The 16,371-nt window shown below is 68.7% G+C and carries 15 protein-coding genes; 6 read left to right on the top strand and 9 right to left on the bottom strand.

Features of this window, described 5'->3' with window-relative positions; all coding sequences use genetic code 11:
• The first annotated feature begins 40 nt into the window (after window positions 1-40).
• Complete coding sequence (secG, locus tag EDC82_RS07435; RefSeq protein ID WP_006945467.1) at window positions 41-283, top strand: preprotein translocase subunit SecG; 243 nt, start codon at window positions 41-43, stop codon at window positions 281-283.
• Between the two features lie 90 nt (window positions 284-373).
• On the opposite strand, the gene pgl is transcribed toward secG, so the two are convergent.
• From pgl to tkt, 6 genes are read right to left on the bottom strand one after another with little or no spacing between them, the layout of a single operon-like run.
• Window positions 374-1,102 carry a 6-phosphogluconolactonase gene (gene pgl / locus EDC82_RS07430; RefSeq protein WP_006945379.1) on the bottom strand — a complete coding sequence of 243 codons (729 nt, stop codon included), beginning with the start codon at window positions 1,100-1,102 and terminating at the stop codon, window positions 374-376.
• Window positions 1,099-2,025, bottom strand: a complete 927-nt coding sequence (locus EDC82_RS07425; RefSeq protein WP_006945474.1) for a glucose-6-phosphate dehydrogenase assembly protein OpcA — start codon at window positions 2,023-2,025, stop codon at window positions 1,099-1,101. The genes pgl and EDC82_RS07425 overlap by 4 nt, the downstream gene beginning before the upstream one ends.
• A complete protein-coding gene (gene zwf, locus EDC82_RS07420; RefSeq protein ID WP_200829289.1) occupies window positions 2,022-3,578 on the bottom strand; it encodes a glucose-6-phosphate dehydrogenase in 1,557 nt (518 codons plus the stop codon). Before zwf ends, EDC82_RS07425 begins: the two co-directional genes overlap by 4 nt.
• Window positions 3,575-5,206 (bottom strand): glucose-6-phosphate isomerase, encoded by a 1,632-nt coding sequence (locus EDC82_RS07415; RefSeq protein WP_131941065.1) that lies wholly within the window; start codon window positions 5,204-5,206, stop codon window positions 3,575-3,577. Before EDC82_RS07415 ends, zwf begins: the two co-directional genes overlap by 4 nt.
• A complete protein-coding gene (gene tal, locus EDC82_RS07410; RefSeq protein WP_074039352.1) occupies window positions 5,203-6,324 on the bottom strand; it encodes a transaldolase in 1,122 nt (373 codons plus the stop codon). The genes EDC82_RS07415 and tal overlap by 4 nt, the downstream gene beginning before the upstream one ends.
• Window positions 6,325-6,331: 7 nt before the next feature.
• Window positions 6,332-8,479, bottom strand: a complete 2,148-nt coding sequence (gene tkt, locus EDC82_RS07405) for a transketolase (RefSeq protein WP_074045297.1) — start codon at window positions 8,477-8,479, stop codon at window positions 6,332-6,334.
• 121 nt (window positions 8,480-8,600) lie between these two features.
• Between tkt and EDC82_RS07400 the strand changes: the two genes are divergently transcribed.
• Entirely contained in the window at window positions 8,601-9,578 is a 978-nt protein-coding gene (locus tag EDC82_RS07400; protein WP_074045298.1) for a heme o synthase, read from the top strand.
• A 212-nt stretch (window positions 9,579-9,790) separates the two neighbouring features.
• Here the strand turns inward: EDC82_RS07400 and EDC82_RS07395 are convergent, their stop codons facing one another.
• The 3 genes from EDC82_RS07395 to EDC82_RS07385 all read right to left on the bottom strand — a co-directional run bounded on the left by EDC82_RS07395 (window position 9,791) and on the right by EDC82_RS07385 (window position 12,452).
• Complete coding sequence (locus EDC82_RS07395) at window positions 9,791-10,738, bottom strand: heme A synthase (protein ID WP_235006156.1); 948 nt, start codon at window positions 10,736-10,738, stop codon at window positions 9,791-9,793.
• 134 nt (window positions 10,739-10,872) lie between these two features.
• Complete coding sequence (locus EDC82_RS07390; protein WP_083607145.1) at window positions 10,873-11,712, bottom strand: ABC transporter permease; 840 nt, start codon at window positions 11,710-11,712, stop codon at window positions 10,873-10,875.
• Window positions 11,709-12,452 carry an ABC transporter ATP-binding protein gene (locus EDC82_RS07385; protein ID WP_115296206.1) on the bottom strand — a complete coding sequence of 248 codons (744 nt, stop codon included), beginning with the start codon at window positions 12,450-12,452 and terminating at the stop codon, window positions 11,709-11,711. Before EDC82_RS07385 ends, EDC82_RS07390 begins: the two co-directional genes overlap by 4 nt.
• Before the next feature lie 151 nt (window positions 12,453-12,603).
• Between EDC82_RS07385 and EDC82_RS07380 the strand changes: the two genes are divergently transcribed.
• The 4 genes from EDC82_RS07380 to EDC82_RS07365 are packed head-to-tail and all read left to right on the top strand — an operon-like array spanning window position 12,604 to window position 16,368.
• Window positions 12,604-13,419 (top strand): metalloregulator ArsR/SmtB family transcription factor, encoded by an 816-nt coding sequence (locus EDC82_RS07380; protein WP_074045300.1) that lies wholly within the window; start codon window positions 12,604-12,606, stop codon window positions 13,417-13,419.
• On the top strand, window positions 13,416-14,834 hold the full coding sequence (gene sufB, locus EDC82_RS07375) for a Fe-S cluster assembly protein SufB (RefSeq protein WP_006945377.1): 1,419 nt from the start codon (window positions 13,416-13,418) through the stop codon (window positions 14,832-14,834). The genes EDC82_RS07380 and sufB overlap by 4 nt, the downstream gene beginning before the upstream one ends.
• The gene (gene sufD / locus EDC82_RS07370) at window positions 14,834-16,045 is read left to right on the top strand and encodes a Fe-S cluster assembly protein SufD (protein ID WP_131941061.1); all 1,212 of its coding nucleotides are present in this window, start codon (window positions 14,834-14,836) and stop codon (window positions 16,043-16,045) included. The genes sufB and sufD overlap by 1 nt, the downstream gene beginning before the upstream one ends.
• Window positions 16,042-16,368, top strand: a complete 327-nt coding sequence (locus tag EDC82_RS07365) for a non-heme iron oxygenase ferredoxin subunit (RefSeq protein ID WP_006945472.1) — start codon at window positions 16,042-16,044, stop codon at window positions 16,366-16,368. The genes sufD and EDC82_RS07365 overlap by 4 nt, the downstream gene beginning before the upstream one ends.
• The last annotated feature ends 3 nt before the right edge of the window (window positions 16,369-16,371 follow it).

Genomic DNA, 16,371 nt, shown 5'->3' with positions numbered 1-16,371 from the left:
GCGGGCTCACGCCCGCCCCGTCGTGAGGTGAGATTTCTTCGTGGACATTGTCAAGATCCTGCTGCAGGGCCTGCTCGTGCTGAGCAGCCTGTTTCTCGTGCTGTTGATCCTCATGCACAAGGGCAGCGGCGGCGGTCTGTCCGACATGTTCGGCGGTGGCTCCGGCGCCAACCTCGGCGGATCCTCGCGCGCTGAGCGCAACCTCAACCGCATCACCGTCGGCGCTGCGACGATCTGGATCCTCGCCATCATCGGCTTGGGGCTCGTCGAACGCTTCAACTGACGGATTCCATCGGCGCCCATGAGCGCCGACGCGACGAAGCTCGTCATCTCCAGCGGGAGGTGACGAGCTTCGTCGCGTTGGATGGGTGCTTCAGGCGCCGGGCCCGGCTGCCGCCTCGTCGAGCCACCAGATCGTGCGTTCGCGTCCGTGTACGCCGGAGGCCGGGTGAGCGGTTCGATCCGTCGAAGTCGACGCGGCGCGCACCGCGTCTGCCTTGTCGGCCCCTGCGATCATGAGCCACACCTCGCGCGCCGCGTTGAGCGCAGGGAAGGTGAGGCTGATGCGCTGCGGCGGCGGCTTGGGGGAGTCGTTCTCCGCCACGACGCTCGTGTCGTCGACGCGTGTCGTCGCGTGCCCGGGAAACAGGGACGCCACGTGCGTGTCCGGACCCATCCCGAGCATGACGACGTCGAACCGTGGCGCCACCGTGGCCAGCTCGTCGCGGTAACGCGCAACGGCCGCGTCGAGGTCGTCACCGTCCGGGCCGTCCGACGCCGCCATGGCGTGCACGTTCGCCGCGGGCACGCCGACGACGTCGATGAGCACCACCCGAGCCTGCGTCTCGTTGCGCTCGGCGTCCCCCGCGGGCAGGAACCGTTCGTCGCCCCACCACAGGTGCACGTGCGCCCAGTCGATGTCGTCGAGGGAGGCGAGAGCTCGCGCACTCGCCTCACCCATCGACCCGCCCGTCAGGACGACGTGGGCGACGCCCCGGGAGGCCACCGCGTCGGCGATGACCTCCCGCAGGCGTTCGGCGATCGCGTCGGCCAGATCAGCCTTCGTCGCCGCCACGCGTCGTTCGACGTTCGCAGCGCTCACGCGTCGTCCTCGGCGGCGAGCTTCGGCAGGCCGCGCACGAGGGCGTCACGGTAGACCTCGTCCTTGTCGAGGCGCCGCAGCTCCTCGGCGAGGGATGCGACCGCGTCCGGGCGCTGCAGCGCCATCTGACGGTCCGGCTGGCCGGGCTGGCTCAGGATCGCCTGCTCACCGTGACGCGTCAGCAGGATCGGGCCGGAAGCACGCTCCAGCTCGACGCTGATGAGGCCCAGACCGGGTTCACCGAGTCGACGCTCGACCGGGCAGCCGAGTTCGACGCCGAGCCAGCCGCCGAGCAGGTCGGTGGAGGCCGAGTCGCTCGCTCCGGTGACGATGACCTTCGTGACCGGCTCGTACGGCGGCACGTCGAGTGCCCCCGCGAGCAGGCCGCGCCAGCGCGTCGTCCGGGCCCACGCCATGTCCGTGTCGCCGGCGGTGTAGTGCATCGCGCGGCGCAGGATCTCGCTGCGCGGGTCGGCCGACAGCGACGCGTCGGTGATGCGACGCTGCGCCATCCGACCGATCGGGGTCTCACCGATGTTCTCGTCGGCCTCCATCGGCCACCACGCGACGACGGGGGAGTCGGCGAGCAGTAGTGGCGTCAGGGCCGACGCGCCGTGCTGCGCGAGGTCACCGTGCAGACGCAGCACGATGATCTCGGATGCACCGGCGTCGCCGCCGAGACGGATCTCGGCGTCGAGCCACGCGTCGGCGGCATCCGGGTCGGCGACGAGCGCGATGATGCGACTCGGGTGCAGACGCGTGGCCTCCGCCGCGACGTGCAGCGACTCCTCGACGTCCTCACCGCGGCAGACGGCGACGAGCGTCATGACACGCCCGATCGTCATCGAGCCGACCTCGTTGCGCAGTTGGACGAGCTTCTTGGAGATCTCCGTCGTCGACGTCTTGTCCAGGTTGACGATCACGGCATCCTCCAGTGGCGTCCGTCGCGGGCCATCATGTCGTCAGAGCTCTGCGGCCCCCACGTGCCCGACTCGTACTGATCGGGCTGCGCATCCAGCGAGGCCCAGAAGTTCTCGATCGGGTCGAGGATCTTCCACGACAACTCGACCTCTTCGTGCCGCGGGAACAACGGCGGATCGCCGAGCAGCACGTCGAGGATGAGACGTTCGTACGCCTCCGGGCTCGAGTCGGTGAACGCCGAGCCGTAGCCGAAGTCCATCGTCACGTCGCGCACCTCGAAGCCGTTCGAGCCCGGAATCTTGGAACCGAACCGCATCGTGACGCCCTCGTCGGGCTGCACCCGGATGACGATGGCGTTGCGGCCGAGCTCCTCGGTCTGGTTCTCGTCGAACGGGGTCACCGCGTTCTTGAATACGACGGCGATCTCGGTGACGCGCTTGCCGAGTCGCTTGCCGGTGCGCAGGTAGAACGGCACACCCGCCCAACGCCGCGTGTTGATGCCGAGCTTGACGGCGGCGTACGTCTCGGTCTGCGAGTCGGGCTTGATGCCCTCCTCCTGCAAGAAGCCGGGCACCTTCTCCGCGCCCTGCCAGCCCTCGGCGTACTGCCCGCGAGCCGTCGAGGCCGCGAGATCCTGCGGCAGCTTCACCGCGGCGAGCACCTTCTCCTTCTCCGTGCGCAGATCCTTCGCGTCGAAGGTCAGCGGCTGCTCCATCGCCGTGATGGCGAGCAGCTGGAGCAAGTGGTTCTGGATGACGTCGCGCGCCGCCCCGATGCCGTCGTAGTAGCCCGCGCGGCCACCGATGCCGATGTCCTCGGCCATGGTGATCTGCACGTGGTCGACGTGGTTGTTGTTCCAGATCGGCTCGAACATCTGGTTGGCGAAACGGAACGCCAGGATGTTCTGCACCGTCTCCTTGCCGAGGTAGTGATCGATCCGGAAGATCGAGTCGGGCGGGAAGACGCTCTCGACGATCGCGTTGAGCTCGCGCGCGCTCTCGAGGTCGTGCCCGAAGGGCTTCTCGATGACGACGCGGCGCCACGCGTCCGGCTTCGTCTCGCTCGGCTTCGTCAGGCCGGCCGTCTCGAGCTGCTCGCAGACCTGCGCGAACGATCCCGGGGGGATCGACAGGTAGAAGGCCGTGTTGCCCTCGGTGCCGCGGCTGTCCTCGAGTTCCTTGAGCGTCTTCGCCAGGTTCTCGAAGGCGGAGGCGTCGTCGAAGGTGCCCTGGACGAAACGGATGCCGTCGGCGAGGTTGGTCCAGACCTCCTCGTCGTAGCCCGTGCGCGCACGCTCCTTGACCGACTCCTTGACGATCTGCATGAAGTCCTGGTCCTCCCAGTCACGTCGGGCGAAGCCGACGAGGGAGAAACCGGGTGGCAGCAGACCACGGTGGAACAGGTCGTAGATGGCCGGCATGAGCTTCTTGCGGGCGAGGTCACCCGTGACGCCGAAGAGCACGACGCTGCAGGGCCCGGCGATGCGGGGCAGGCGCTTGTCCTCCTTGGAACGCAGGGGGTTGTGGCCCTTGGAGATCTCCGTCGGCGGCGTCACCGAGCCTCGCCTCCGGACATCTTCGTCAGGGCCGCGACGACCTGCTTCAGGCCCGCGTCGTGGTCGGCGAGGTGCAGCCGCAGGACGGGCCGGCCGTGGTCGGCGAGGACGGAGGCGTCACCACCGGCCTGCGCATCGCAGAACTGCCCGAAGGTGAAGTCGCGCCCGGGCACGGCGAGATCCTCGCCGGGGACGGTCGTGATCTGCAGGTACACACCGTTCGCCGGGCCGCCCTTGTGGTACTGGCCGGTCGAGTGCAGGAAGCGCGGGCCCCACCCGAAGGTGACGGGTCGTTCCAGCGCACTCTGCAGCGGCGCGCGCGTCGCGGCCAGCTCGGTGTCGGCGAGACGGTCGAGGTAGGCCATGACGGCGAGGTAACCCGTCGGCGTCAGCTGTGCGACGAGCGCCTGGAGCGCCGCATCGAGCGTGTCGGCGCCCGCGAGGAAGTCGGGGCCCGCCGTGCGAACCTCAACGGCGCCGTCGACGAACGCAGGAGCATCAGCGGCGCCCATGCCCGCGTCGAGCAGTTCGCGCGCCGCGGCCTTCGCCGACTCGACGTCCGGCTGGTCGAACGGGTTGATGCCGATGAGGCGGCCGGCGACGGCCGTCGCGACCTCCCACAGCAGCATCTGCGCGCCCAGCGAACCCGAGACGGTCGTGACGGAGTCGCCCTCAGGGGTGCGCTCGTCGTCCTCGGCCGTGAGCAGGACCAGGTTCTCGTCCGCGGCGAGGCTCGAGGGCTCGTCACGCCCGACGACGACGGGCAGCAGGCCCTTGCCGTCCTTGCCCGTCGACTCGGCGATGAGCTGCTCGATCCAGTCACCGAAGCCCGGGATCTGCGTCCCGGCGTCGGCGAGGATCACCTTGTCGCGCAGGGGAGAGGTGCCCCCGAGCACGGCGCCCAGCTGTAGGCCCGGGTTGGCCCCGTCGTCCTCGGCGAGCAGGTCCGTGACGGACTCGGCCTCGTCGAGCAGGGCCTCGACGTCCGCGCCGGCGAGGCCGGAGGGGACGAGACCGAAGGCGGTGAGAGCCGAGTAGCGCCCGCCGACGTTCGGGTCGGCGTTGACGACGGTGAAGCCGCCGGCACGCGAGCTCTCGTCGAGCGGCGAACCCGGGTCGGTGACGATGACGATGCGCTCGGTCGGGTCGATGCCCGCGTCCTCGAACGCCTGCTCATACACGCGACGCTGGCTGTCGGTCTCGACCGTCGAGCCCGACTTCGACGAGACGACGACGAGGGTGTGCTCGAGGTCCTCGGCGAGGGCGGTGCGCACCATGTCGGGCTGGGAGGAGTCGAGCACGACGAGCGGAACACCCGCGGTCGCGCAGATGACCTCCGGCGCGAGCGACGAACCGCCCATGCCGCACAGGACGACGCGAGTCAGGCCCTGGGAGGTGAACTTCTCGCGCAGCGCGTCGATCTCACCGACGAGAGGACGGGATGAGCGGGCGAGGCCCACCCAGGACAGTCGTTTCGCGGCTTCGGACTCGGCGTCGGAACCCCACAGCGTGGGATCCTGCGCGAAGAGTCGGCTCGCGAACTTCTCGGCGACGAGCGCCGGGACGGCAGCGTCGATCGCTGCCGCCCCGGCACCCACGGTGCCGAGGCTGACACCGGAGGAGGTCACTTGTTCTCGCCTGCCTTCTCGAGTTCGGAACGGACGGAGCCGAGCAGCTCTTCCCAGGACTTCTCGAACTTGTCGAGGCCCTCGGTCTCGAGCTTGTCGACGACGTCGGCGTAGGAGACGCCGGCGTGCTCGAGGGCGTCCATCGTCGCCTTCGCCTCGTCGTAGGTGCCGGAGATGCGGTCGCCCTCGACCGTGCCGTGGTCGGCGAGCGCGGCGAGCGTCTTCGGCGGCATCGTGTTGACCGTGTTCGGCGCGGCGAGCTCGGTCACGTACAGCGTGTCCGGCAGGCTCGGGTCCTTGACGCCCGTCGAGGCCCACAGGGGACGCTGCACGTGCGCGCCGTCGTCGGCGAGGGTCTGCCAGCGCGGCGTCGAGAAGACCTCCTCGAACGCCTGGTAGGCGAGGCGCGCGTTGGCGATGCCGGCCTTCGACTTGAGGGCCTTCGCCTCGTCGGTGCCGACGGCGTCGAGACGCGCGTCGAACTCGGTGTCGACGCGGCTGACGAAGAAGGAGGCGACGGAGCGGATCTTCGACAGGTCCTTGCCGTTCTCACGGGCCTGTTCGAGGCCGGTGAGGAAGGCGTTCATGACGCCGCGGTAGCGGTCGAGGGAGAAGATCAGCGTGACGTTGACGCTGATGCCCTCGGCGAGCACGGCGCTGATCGCGGGCAGACCCTCGACCGTCGCCGGGATCTTGATCATGCAGTTCTCGCGCCCGATCGTCTCCCACAGCTGCTTCGCCATGGTGACGGTGCCCTCGGTGTCGCGCGCCATGCGCGGGTCGACCTCGATGGAGACGCGCCCGTCCTCACCGTTCGTCGCGTCGTAGACGGGGCGCAGGATGTCGCACGCGGCCATGACGTCCTTCGTCGTGATCGCGAAGACGGCCTCGTCGACGCCCTGGCCGGCTGCTGCCAGCTCGGCGACCTGCTCGTTGTAGGCGGAGCCGTCGGACAGGGCCGTCGCGAAGATCGTCGGGTTCGAGGTGACACCGACGACGTTGTTCGTCTCGACGAGCTTCGACAGCTCGTCACCGGTGACCATCGGACGGTTGAGGTCGTCGAGCCAGATGGAGACGCCCGCGTCGGACAGGGCCTGGGTGTTGGCGTTCTGAGTCATGGATGAATCACTTTCCTTCGACAGCTGCGATGGATGCTTCGGCGGCCTCGACGACCTTCGCGGGCGTGAAACCGAACTCGGTGAAAAGCGTCTTGGCGTCGGCCGAGGCGCCGAAGTGGTCGATGCCGACGACACGACCGTCCGTGCCGACGATGTCGTACCAGCTCATCGGGTGGCCTGCTTCCACGGCGACGCGCGCCTTGATGTTCTTCGGCAGCACGCTCTCCTTGTAGGAGTCGTCCTGTGCGTCGAACCACTCGCGGCACGGCATGGAGACCACACGGGTGGCAACACCCTTGGCCTCGAGTTCCTTCCGCGCCTCGACGGCGAGCGACAGCTCCGACCCCGTGGCGACGAGGATGATGTTCGGCTCGCCCTCGCTGTCGGCGAGAACGTAGCCGCCCTTGGTGGTGCCCTCGGCGGATGCGAACTCGGAGCGGTCGAGCGTCGGCAGCTCCTGACGGCTCAAGATGAGGCCGGTCGGGGCATCCGTCGTCTCGAGGATCTTCTTCCACGCCTGAGCCGTCTCGTTCGCGTCACCGGGGCGCACGACGTTGAGGTTCGGGATGGCGCGCAGCGCGCTCAGGTGCTCGATCGGCTGGTGCGTCGGGCCGTCCTCACCGACGCCGATCGAGTCGTGCGTCCACACGAACGTCGACGGGATCTGCTGGATGGCGGCGAGGCGCACCGCGGGGCGCATGTAGTCGGAGAACACGAGGAACGTGCCGCCGTAGGCGCGCGTCAGGCCCTCGAGCTCGATGCCGTTGAGGATCATGCCCATGGCGTTCTCGCGGATGCCGAAGTGCAGCGTACGGCCGTACGGGTTGCCCTTCCACGTGCTCGTCGAACGCTCTTCGGGAATGAACGACGGCTGGTTGTCCATCGTCGTGTTGTTCGATCCGGCGAGGTCGGCGCTACCGCCCCACAGCTCCGGCACGACGTCGGCGAGTGCGTTGAGCACCTTGCCGGACGCGGCGCGCGAGGCGATGCCCTTGGCGTCGGCCTCGAAGACCGGGAGGACCTCGTCGAAGTTCGCCGGCAGCTTCTTGGCCTGGACGCGCTCGAGCAGCTCCGCCGCCTCGGGGTTGGCCGACTTCCACGCGTCGAACTTCTTCGTCCACTCGGCGTGAGCGGCCTGTCCGCGCTGGATCGCCTTGCGGGTGTGCGCGATGACGGCGTCGTCGACCTCGAAGGTCTGCTCCGGGTCGAACCCGAGCAGCTCCTTCGTCGCCTTGATCTCGTCCTCACCGAGCGCGGAACCGTGGGCCTTGCCCGTGTTCTGCTTCGTCGGCGCGGGGTAGGCGATGATCGTGCGCAGGATGACGATGGACGGCTTGTCCGTGACCTTCTTGCCCTCTTCGATCGCCTCGAACAGCGCGTCGACGTCCTCGGTGTACTTGCCGCCGTCCTTCGCGGAGGCGCGCCAGTCGACGACGCGCACGTCCCAGCCGTACGACTCGTAGCGCTTGGCGACGTCCTCGGAGAAGGAGACGTTCGTGTCGTCCTCGATCGAGATGTAGTTCTCGTCATAGACGAGGGTCAGGTTGCCGAGCTGCTGGTGACCGGCCAGGGAGCTGGCCTCGGCCGTCACACCCTCCATGATGTCGCCGTCGGAGGCGATGACGTAGACGTGGTGGTCGAACGGCGACTCGCCGGCCGGCGTCTTCGGGTCGTACAGGCCCTTCTGACGGCGCTGCGCCATCGCCATGCCGACGGCGGAGGCGAGGCCCGATCCGAGCGGGCCCGTCGTGATGTCGACGCCCTTGGTGTGGTGCACCTCGGGGTGGCCGGGGGTCTTCGAACCCCACGTGCGAAGCGCCTTCAGGTCGTCGAGCTCGAGGCCCGAACCGGACAGGTAGAGCTGGACATACTGCGTGAGCGAGGAGTGACCGCAGGACAGGACGAAACGGTCGCGGCCGATCCACTCGGTGTCGGTGGGGTCGTACGTCATGAGGTTCTGGTAGATGAGGTAGGCGACGGGTGCCAGGCTCATCGCGGTGCCAGGGTGGCCGTTGCCGACCTTCTGGACAGCGTCGGCGGCCAGCAGGCGGGCCGTGTCGACGGCCCGGACGTCGATGTCGCTCCAGCCGGCCTTGTCAGCCTTCGGCAGGGCGAGTGCGTCGGAACGCTCGGGGGTGGACTGATCCGTGGTCACGGGTCTGGCTCCTTCGTGTCGGAATCGAACTCGAGGCGAGCCTAGTCCTCGTCGAGGTCGCGAGTCACCCTGAGTAGACTGGCCTGAGACGGACCCTCGTCCGCCTGCCCCGATCGCACCGATGAAGGACACCGTGACAGCGCTCGAACAGGACACGACCGTGCCGAACCGCGAGGCCACAGGCCCCGTCGGTGACCGCTCGCTCAAGGCGAAGATCGGCGACTACATCGCGCTGACGAAGCCGCGCATCATCGAGTTGCTGCTCGTCACGACGTTCCCGGTGATGTTTCTCGCCGAGCGCGGCGTACCGGAGGCATGGCTCATCGTCGCGACGCTGGTCGGCGGCACGCTGTCGGCGTCCTCGGCGAACGTGCTCAACTGCTACCTCGACCGCGACATCGACAAGCTCATGCACCGCACCGAGGGGCGACCGCTCGTCACGGGGGCGATCACGCCGCGGGCCGCGCTGATCTTCGGCCTCGTGCTCGGCGTCGCCGCGACACTGTGGCTGGGGCTGCTCGTCAACTGGCTGAGCGCATGGCTCTCGCTCGGCGCCATCGTGCTGTACGTGGGCTTCTACACGATTCTGCTGAAGCGCCGCACGTCGCAGAACATCGTGTGGGGCGGCGTCGCCGGATGCATGCCGGTGCTCATCGGCTGGTCCGCCGTCACGAACTCGGTGTCGTGGTCGGCGCTCGTGCTGTTCCTCGTCGTCTTCTTCTGGACGCCGCCGCACTATTGGCCGCTGTCGATGCGTTTCAAGGACGACTACGCGAACGCCGGCGTCCCCATGCTGCCCGTCATCGCCGAGGACGTGACCGTCGGGAAGCAGATCGTCGCCTACTCGTGGGTGACGGTGCTGACGTCGCTCGCGCTCATCCCGATCGCGCCCATGGGATGGATCTACGCCGTCATCGCCGTCGTCTCCGGCGCCGTGTTCCTGCTCGAGGCGCACATGCTGCTCAAGCGCGCAAAGGAAGGCGCCCCGTACTCGGTGCTCAAGCCGATGCGCCTGTTCCACTACTCGATCAGCTACCTGACGCTGCTGTTCATCGGCGTCGCCCTCGACCCGATCTGGTACTACGCGGTCATCCGCTGATCACACCGAGTCACCGAAACGCATCGACTCACTGACGAAGCGGGCCCCACCATCTGGTGAGGCCCGCTTCGTCGTCCGGTGGACACACTCGCGATTCATGTCCACCCCTGCGATTTTCGTCCACATTTGCGGCCACCTGGTCAGGTCCGACGATTGCCGCCGCCAGCGATGAGACGGGTCGTGGTGGAGGGGAAGTCGGCGGAGCAGGCGTCTCAGGGGCGCTCGCGCAGGCAGCAGAGGGCCCAGGTCATCCACGTGACGAGCAGGCACGCGCCGAGCATGTGGAACAGCACCGGCACCCACGGCACGCCCGTGAAGTACTGGACGTAGCCGAGCACGCCCTGCAGCAGAGTGATGACGAGCAGGCCGATCCAGGTGCGTCGCGTGGTGGCAGGGCTGCGCAGGACGAACAGCGAGAGCAGGACGGCGACGACGAGCCCGCAGAACAGCATGACGGCGTCGGCGTGCAGCCACGCGACGCTCCGCGCGTCCCACCCGGTGCGGGCGGGCTCGTCGGCATCGCCGCTGTGCGGACCGGAACCGGTCACCATCGTGCCGAGCACGAGAACGACGAACGCGAGAACGGCGGCGATCTTCGCGACGACGGCGATGGGCGTCGGCACGAGCGGTCGCTTCGGCCCGTCGCCCTCGCGCCCACGCCACACGAGCCACGCGGACGCCGTGACGAGCAGCATCGACAGCATGAAGTGCAAGGCCACGATGAACGGGTTGAGATCCATGTGAACCGTGATGCCACCGACGACGGCCTGCAGCACGATGCCGAGGACGACGCACCCGGCGGGCAGGAGCAGGCGACGACGCGTGCGAGCCCAGAAGAAGATGCCCAGGCACAGCGCGATGGCGACGATACCGACGACGCCCGTCAGCGTCCGGTTGCCGAACTCGATGTACTTGTGCCAGGACTGTTCCTGCTCCGGCACCGGCGTGTACGAGCCGGGAACGCACTGCGGCCATGTCGGGCACCCGAGCCCCGAACCGGTGAGACGCACGAGCCCACCCGTCACGACGATGCCGATCTCGACGACCAGGTTGAGCCAGAACAGCCGCTTCAACCACGGGTTGACGGGACGAGATTCAGGAGGCGCGACGGGCGCGGCGCCAACGGCCGCGTCGGACGTCATCGGGGAGGAGTGAGTCACGACATCCAAGCGTAGTGGGCGCCCATCACAGATCGGACGCCCGGGCGCGCCTGGGGCGGGGGACCTTCGTCACCACCTGCCGGAGCCACGTGGGCGCTAGGCACAGGCTCGCTTGCCACGCAGCAGGGAAAATTTCAGTCGGACCAGCGGAACAACCGCGACGCGGCGAACGTCAGCACAGCACCCCAGATGACGAGCACGACGAGGGGGAGCGCCAGCGGTCCCGAGCCGGTGAGCGCCGAGCGCAGACCGTCGCCGAGCGCGCCGGTGGGCAGGAAGCGCGCGATCGGCTCCCACCACGACGGGTACTGCGTGGTCGCGAGCAGCAGGCCACCGCCGACGGCGAGCAGGACCCACAGCAGGTTTGCGACGACGAGGACACCCTCGGCGCGGATCCGGCCCGCGACGACGAGAGCGAGCGCGACGAATACCCAGCACGCGAGCAGCAGGAACACGATGGCGAGCGGCACGCCCACCCAGTGCGGGTGCCAGCCGAGCACGAGCCCGAGCCCGCCGAGGACGAGCGTCTGCACCGCGACGACACCGGCGACCGCCACCGCCTTGGCGACGAGCAAGCCGCGGCTGCCGAGGGGCGTCACACCGAGCAGTCGCAGCACGCCGTAGCGTCGGTCGAAGCCCGTCGCGATGGCCTGGCCGGTGAACGCCGTCGACACCACGGCGAGCGCGAGGATGCCCGGCGTCGCGAGGTCGATCCGGCGCCCCGGGCCGAGATCCGGCGTCGAGGCGAAGTGCAGTCCGAGCAGGGCCATCGCCGGGAGCAGCAAGGAGACGAGCAGCTGCTCGCCGTTCGCGAGCAACGTGCGGCCCTCGAACGCCGCCTGGGCGCGCATCCGTCGGCCGGGCGCAGCCGCCCGGGTCGTCGCGTCAGCAGCCATCGAGCGCTTGGAGGGCACCTCGGCCATCGATGTCGTCGAGGACGCCGACGTCGCCGGGGTCGAATCGGGGCGGGTCATCGCGCGGCCTCCGTCAGGTCGAAGTAGACGTCCTCGAGGTCACGCCCGTGGGTGACCGCATCCAGCGTGCCCTGCGCCACGCACGTTCCCGCGTTCATGATGACGACGTGGTCGGCGAGGCGTTCAGCCTCCTCGAACGAATGCGTCGTGACGACGACGCTCGCGCCGCGGTCGCGTTCGTCGCTGATGATCGCCCACACCTCGCGGCGGGCGTGCGGGTCGAGGCCGGCGGTGGGTTCGTCGAGGAACAGCAGGTCGGGCTGCCCCACCATCGCCGCCGCGAGTGCGACCCGCTGGCGCTGGCCCCCGGACAGGCGTCGCACGCTCGTGCGGTTGTACGACGGGATCTCCAGGCGCGCGGCGAGCTCGTCGACGTCGCGGGGGGCGCGGTAGAACGACGCGAGGTGACGCAGCAGCGCCATCGGCTTGGTTCCCATCGGCAGCCCGCCGTCCTGCAGCATGACACCGACGCGCGCGCGATGATCGGCATCGGCGTTCCACGGTTCGACCCCGAGCACCTGGATGCTGCCCGAATCGGGGCGCCGCAGCCCCTCTGCCATCTCGATGACGCTCGTCTTGCCCGCGCCGTTGCGGCCGAGAACGGCCGTCACTCGACCGGCGGGAGCGCTCCACGACAGCCCGCGCAGGGCGGGGTTGCCGGAGTAGGCGTGCGTGACGTCGCGGATGTCGACGGCAGCCCTCGCGGCGCCGTCGTCGGGGCTTGCGGGCAGTTTCGGCACCCGTGAAGTCTACGCGCGACCCGGCGCCGGGCCCGGGCGCGTCGACTCCCGCGTCGAGGTGAGGTGAACCTCAGTTTCACTCTCCGAGGGAATTACGCAACATTGGTGTTGTTAATTTAGGTGTGAGCCGTTCACGCGAAGGAGGTCGACCATGAACACGCCCACGAACGTGAGCACGCAGCAGGCGGCCTCGAACGCAACGGCACCGGCCACCTCGACCCGCGAACGCGTCCGTACGGCCGTCTCCGAGCACGGCCCCGTGACGGCGGCCGAGCTGGGGCAGCGGATGAACCTCACGCCCGCGGCCATGCGCCGTCACCTCGACGCTCTGCTCGCTGACGGCCTCATCGCCGAACGCGAGGCCCCGACGACAGGTGCACGCCGGCGCGGTCGCCCTGCGCGCGCCTACGTCCTCACCGAAGCCGGCCACGGCGCGATGCCCGACGGCTACGATGCTCTCGCCTCGCAGGTCATCGAGCACCTCATCGAGCTCGGGGGAGAGCAGGCACTCGTCGCCGTCGCGCAGGAACGTGCCCGCGAGCTGGCCCACAGCGTCCGTCCCGCCGTCGAGGCCGCCGGTGACGACCCCGACGCCCGCGCCGACGCCCTCGCACGCGCCCTGTCCCGTCAGGGCTTTGCCGCCTCGACGCGTCCCGTCGCGGAGGGAACCCCGCTCGCCGGCGTACAGCTGTGCCAGGGGCACTGCCCGGTGCAGCACGTCGCGGCGAGCCACCCCGAGTTCTGCGAGGCCGAGCGTGCCGCGTTCTCCGAGGTCCTGGGCGTGCACGTGCAGCGCCTGGCCTCCCTCGCGCACGGTGACCACGTCTGCACGACGTTCATCCCGACGCCCGCCGTGCCACGAGTGCAGGACGCCGGCCCGCCAGGACCGCACGCCGCGCCCGGCGTAAGCCGCCACCTCGACACCCCCGACCAGACCGACGCCCACCAGAAGAAGGAGCAGCGATGAGCACCATCGAAGAGCTCAACCCGGGTCTTGCCGACCTCGGCCGCTACGAGTACGGATGGGCGGACACCGACACCGCCGGCGCATCCGCGAAGCGTGGCCTCAACCCCGACATCGTCGCGGACATCTCGGACCGCAAGAACGAGCCGGAGTGGATGAAGAAGCTGCGCATGAAGTCGCTCGGCCTCTTCGAGAAGAAGCCGATGCCGAACTGGGGCAGCGACCTCACGGGCATCGACTTCCAGAACATCAAGTACTTCGTGAAGTCGACGGAGAAGCAGGCCACGACGTGGGACGAGCTTCCCGAGGACATCAAGAACACGTACGACAAGCTCGGCATCCCGGAGGCTGAGAAGCAGCGCCTCATCGCGGGCGTCGCCGCGCAGTACGAGTCTGAGGTCGTCTACCACCAGATCCGTGAGGACCTGGAGGAGAAGGGCGTCATCTTCGTCGACACCGACACGGGCCTGCGTGAGCACGAGGAACTCTTCCGCGAGTACTTCGGCACCGTCATCCCCGCCGGTGACAACAAGTTCGCCGCGCTCAACACGGCCGTATGGTCGGGTGGCTCGTTCATCTACGTGCCGAAGGGTGTCCACGTCGACATCCCGCTGCAGGCCTACTTCCGCATCAACACGGAGAACATGGGCCAGTTCGAGCGCACGCTCATCATCGCCGACGAGGGCTCGTACGTTCACTACGTCGAGGGCTGCACCGCGCCGATCTACAAGACCGACTCGCTTCACTCGGCCGTCGTCGAGATCGTCGTGAAGAAGAACGCACGCGTGCGCTACACGACGATCCAGAACTGGTCGAACAACGTCTACAACCTCGTCACGAAGCGCGCCACCTGCGAGGAGGGCGCGACGATGGAGTGGATCGACGGCAACATCGGTTCCAAGGTGACGATGAAGTACCCGGCCGTCTTCCTCATGGGCGAGCACGCGCGCGGCGAGACGCTGTCGATCGCGTTCGCCGGCGAGGGCCAGCACCAGGACGCCGGCGCCAAGATGGTGCACGCCGCCCCGAACACGAGCTCGACGATCGTGTCGAAGTCCGTCGCCCGTGGCGGTGGCCGTACGTCGTACCGCGGTCTCGTGCAGGTGCTCGAGGGCGCCGAACACTCGAAGAGCTCCGTCGTCTGCGACGCGCTGCTCGTCGACCAGATCTCCCGCTCCGACACCTACCCCTACGTCGACGTCCGTGAGGACGACGTGCAGATGGGCCACGAGGCGACCGTCTCGAAGGTGTCCGAGGACCAGCTGTTCTACCTGCGCAGCCGCGGCCTGTCCGAGGAAGAAGCGATGGCGATGATCGTCCGCGGCTTCGTTGAGCCGATCGCCCGCGAGCTGCCGATGGAATACGCGCTCGAACTCAACCGTCTCATCGAACTCCAGATGGAAGGAGCCGTCGGCTGATGACCGCCGAGATCTCTGAACTGGGCAAGACCTCCCAGGCCACCCTCGCAGGCCAGCACACCGACGGCGGGTTCGTGCCGGACCAGTCGCGCGCCGAGCGCAAGAAGTCGTTCGACGTCGCCGACTTCGGCGTGCCGAGCGGGCGCGAGGAGGAGTGGCGCTTCACCCCCGTCGACCGCCTCTCGCCGCTGCTGGCCGAGAAGGTCACGGACGACGACGCGCTCAGCGTCACGATCGAGGGTGAGGGTTTCGAGACCGGCACGCTCGCGATCGGCGAGGCCCCGCGCGGCACCGTCCTGACGCCGGGCGACCGCGCGTCGGTGCTCGCGCACGCGCTGACGCAGGACGCGAGCCACCTCGTCATCCCCGCCGAGGCGGAGCTGACGCAGCCGGTGCGCCTGACGATCCACGGTGAGGGCGCCGACAAGCGCGCCAACGGCCTTGTCGTCATCGAGGCCAAGCACCACTCGAAGGCTCTCGTCATCCTCGATCACACCGGCTCCGCGCAGGTGACGGCCAACGTCGAGATCATCACCGAGGACGGCGCCGATCTCACGCTCGTCTCCGTCCAACGCTGGGACGACGACGCGCTGCACCTCGCCGATCACACGGCCCTCGTCGGTCGTGACGCGTCATACCGCCACATCGCGGTGACGCTCGGTGGCGCCATCGTCCGCATGAACTCGAACGTCCGCTACGCGGGCCCCGGCGGCGAGGCGACGCTGCTCGGCGTCTACTTCTCCGACGCCGGTCAGCACCTCGAGCACCGCTCGTTCGTCGACCACAACGCGCCGCGCTGCACCTCCCTCGTCACGTACAAGGGCGCACTGCAGGGCGAGACGGCCCGTACCGTCTGGGTCGGTGACGTGCTGATCCGCGCCGAGGCCGAGGGCATCGAGACGTACGAGCTCAACCGCAACCTCGTCCTGACGGACGGCGCCCGAGCCGACTCCGTGCCGAACCTCGAGATCGAGACCGGCGAGATCGAGGGCGCTGGCCACGCGAGCTCGACGGGCCGTTTCGACGACGAGCAGTTGTTCTACCTGCAAGCACGCGGTATCCCCGAGGCCGAGGCGCGTCGTCTCGTCGTGCGTGGCTTCTTCGCGGACATCATCAACAAGATCGGTGTCCCCGAGGTCGTCGACCCGCTCATGCAGGCCATCGAGGCCGAGCTCGCGGCGACGCAGGAGATCGTCGAGGAGCAGGCATGAGTGAGAACGTCGAGTGGGTCAACCTTGCGAGCGTCGAGGAGATCCCGCAGCCCGGCGCGATCAAGGTCGACGTCGACGACCTCGTCATCTGCCTCGCGAAGGACTCGAACGGCGTCATCCACGCGCTCGATGACACGTGCACGCACGCGGCCGTGTCCCTGTCCGAGGGTGAGGTCGACGACGACGGCATCGAGTGCTGGTTGCACGGCTCGAAGTTCAACTATGAGACGGGCAAGCCGATGAGCCTTCCCGCGATGCAGCCCGTCAACGTCTACCCGACGAAGATCGACGGCTCGGCCGTGTTCGTCGGCATCCCCGCCTGAGCC

The sequence above is a fragment of the Dermacoccus sp. SAI-028 genome (assembly GCF_004346775.1).
GTDB lineage: Bacteria > Actinomycetota > Actinomycetes > Actinomycetales > Dermatophilaceae > Dermacoccus > Dermacoccus nishinomiyaensis.
This window is presented reverse-complemented; position numbering and strand designations above follow the sequence as displayed.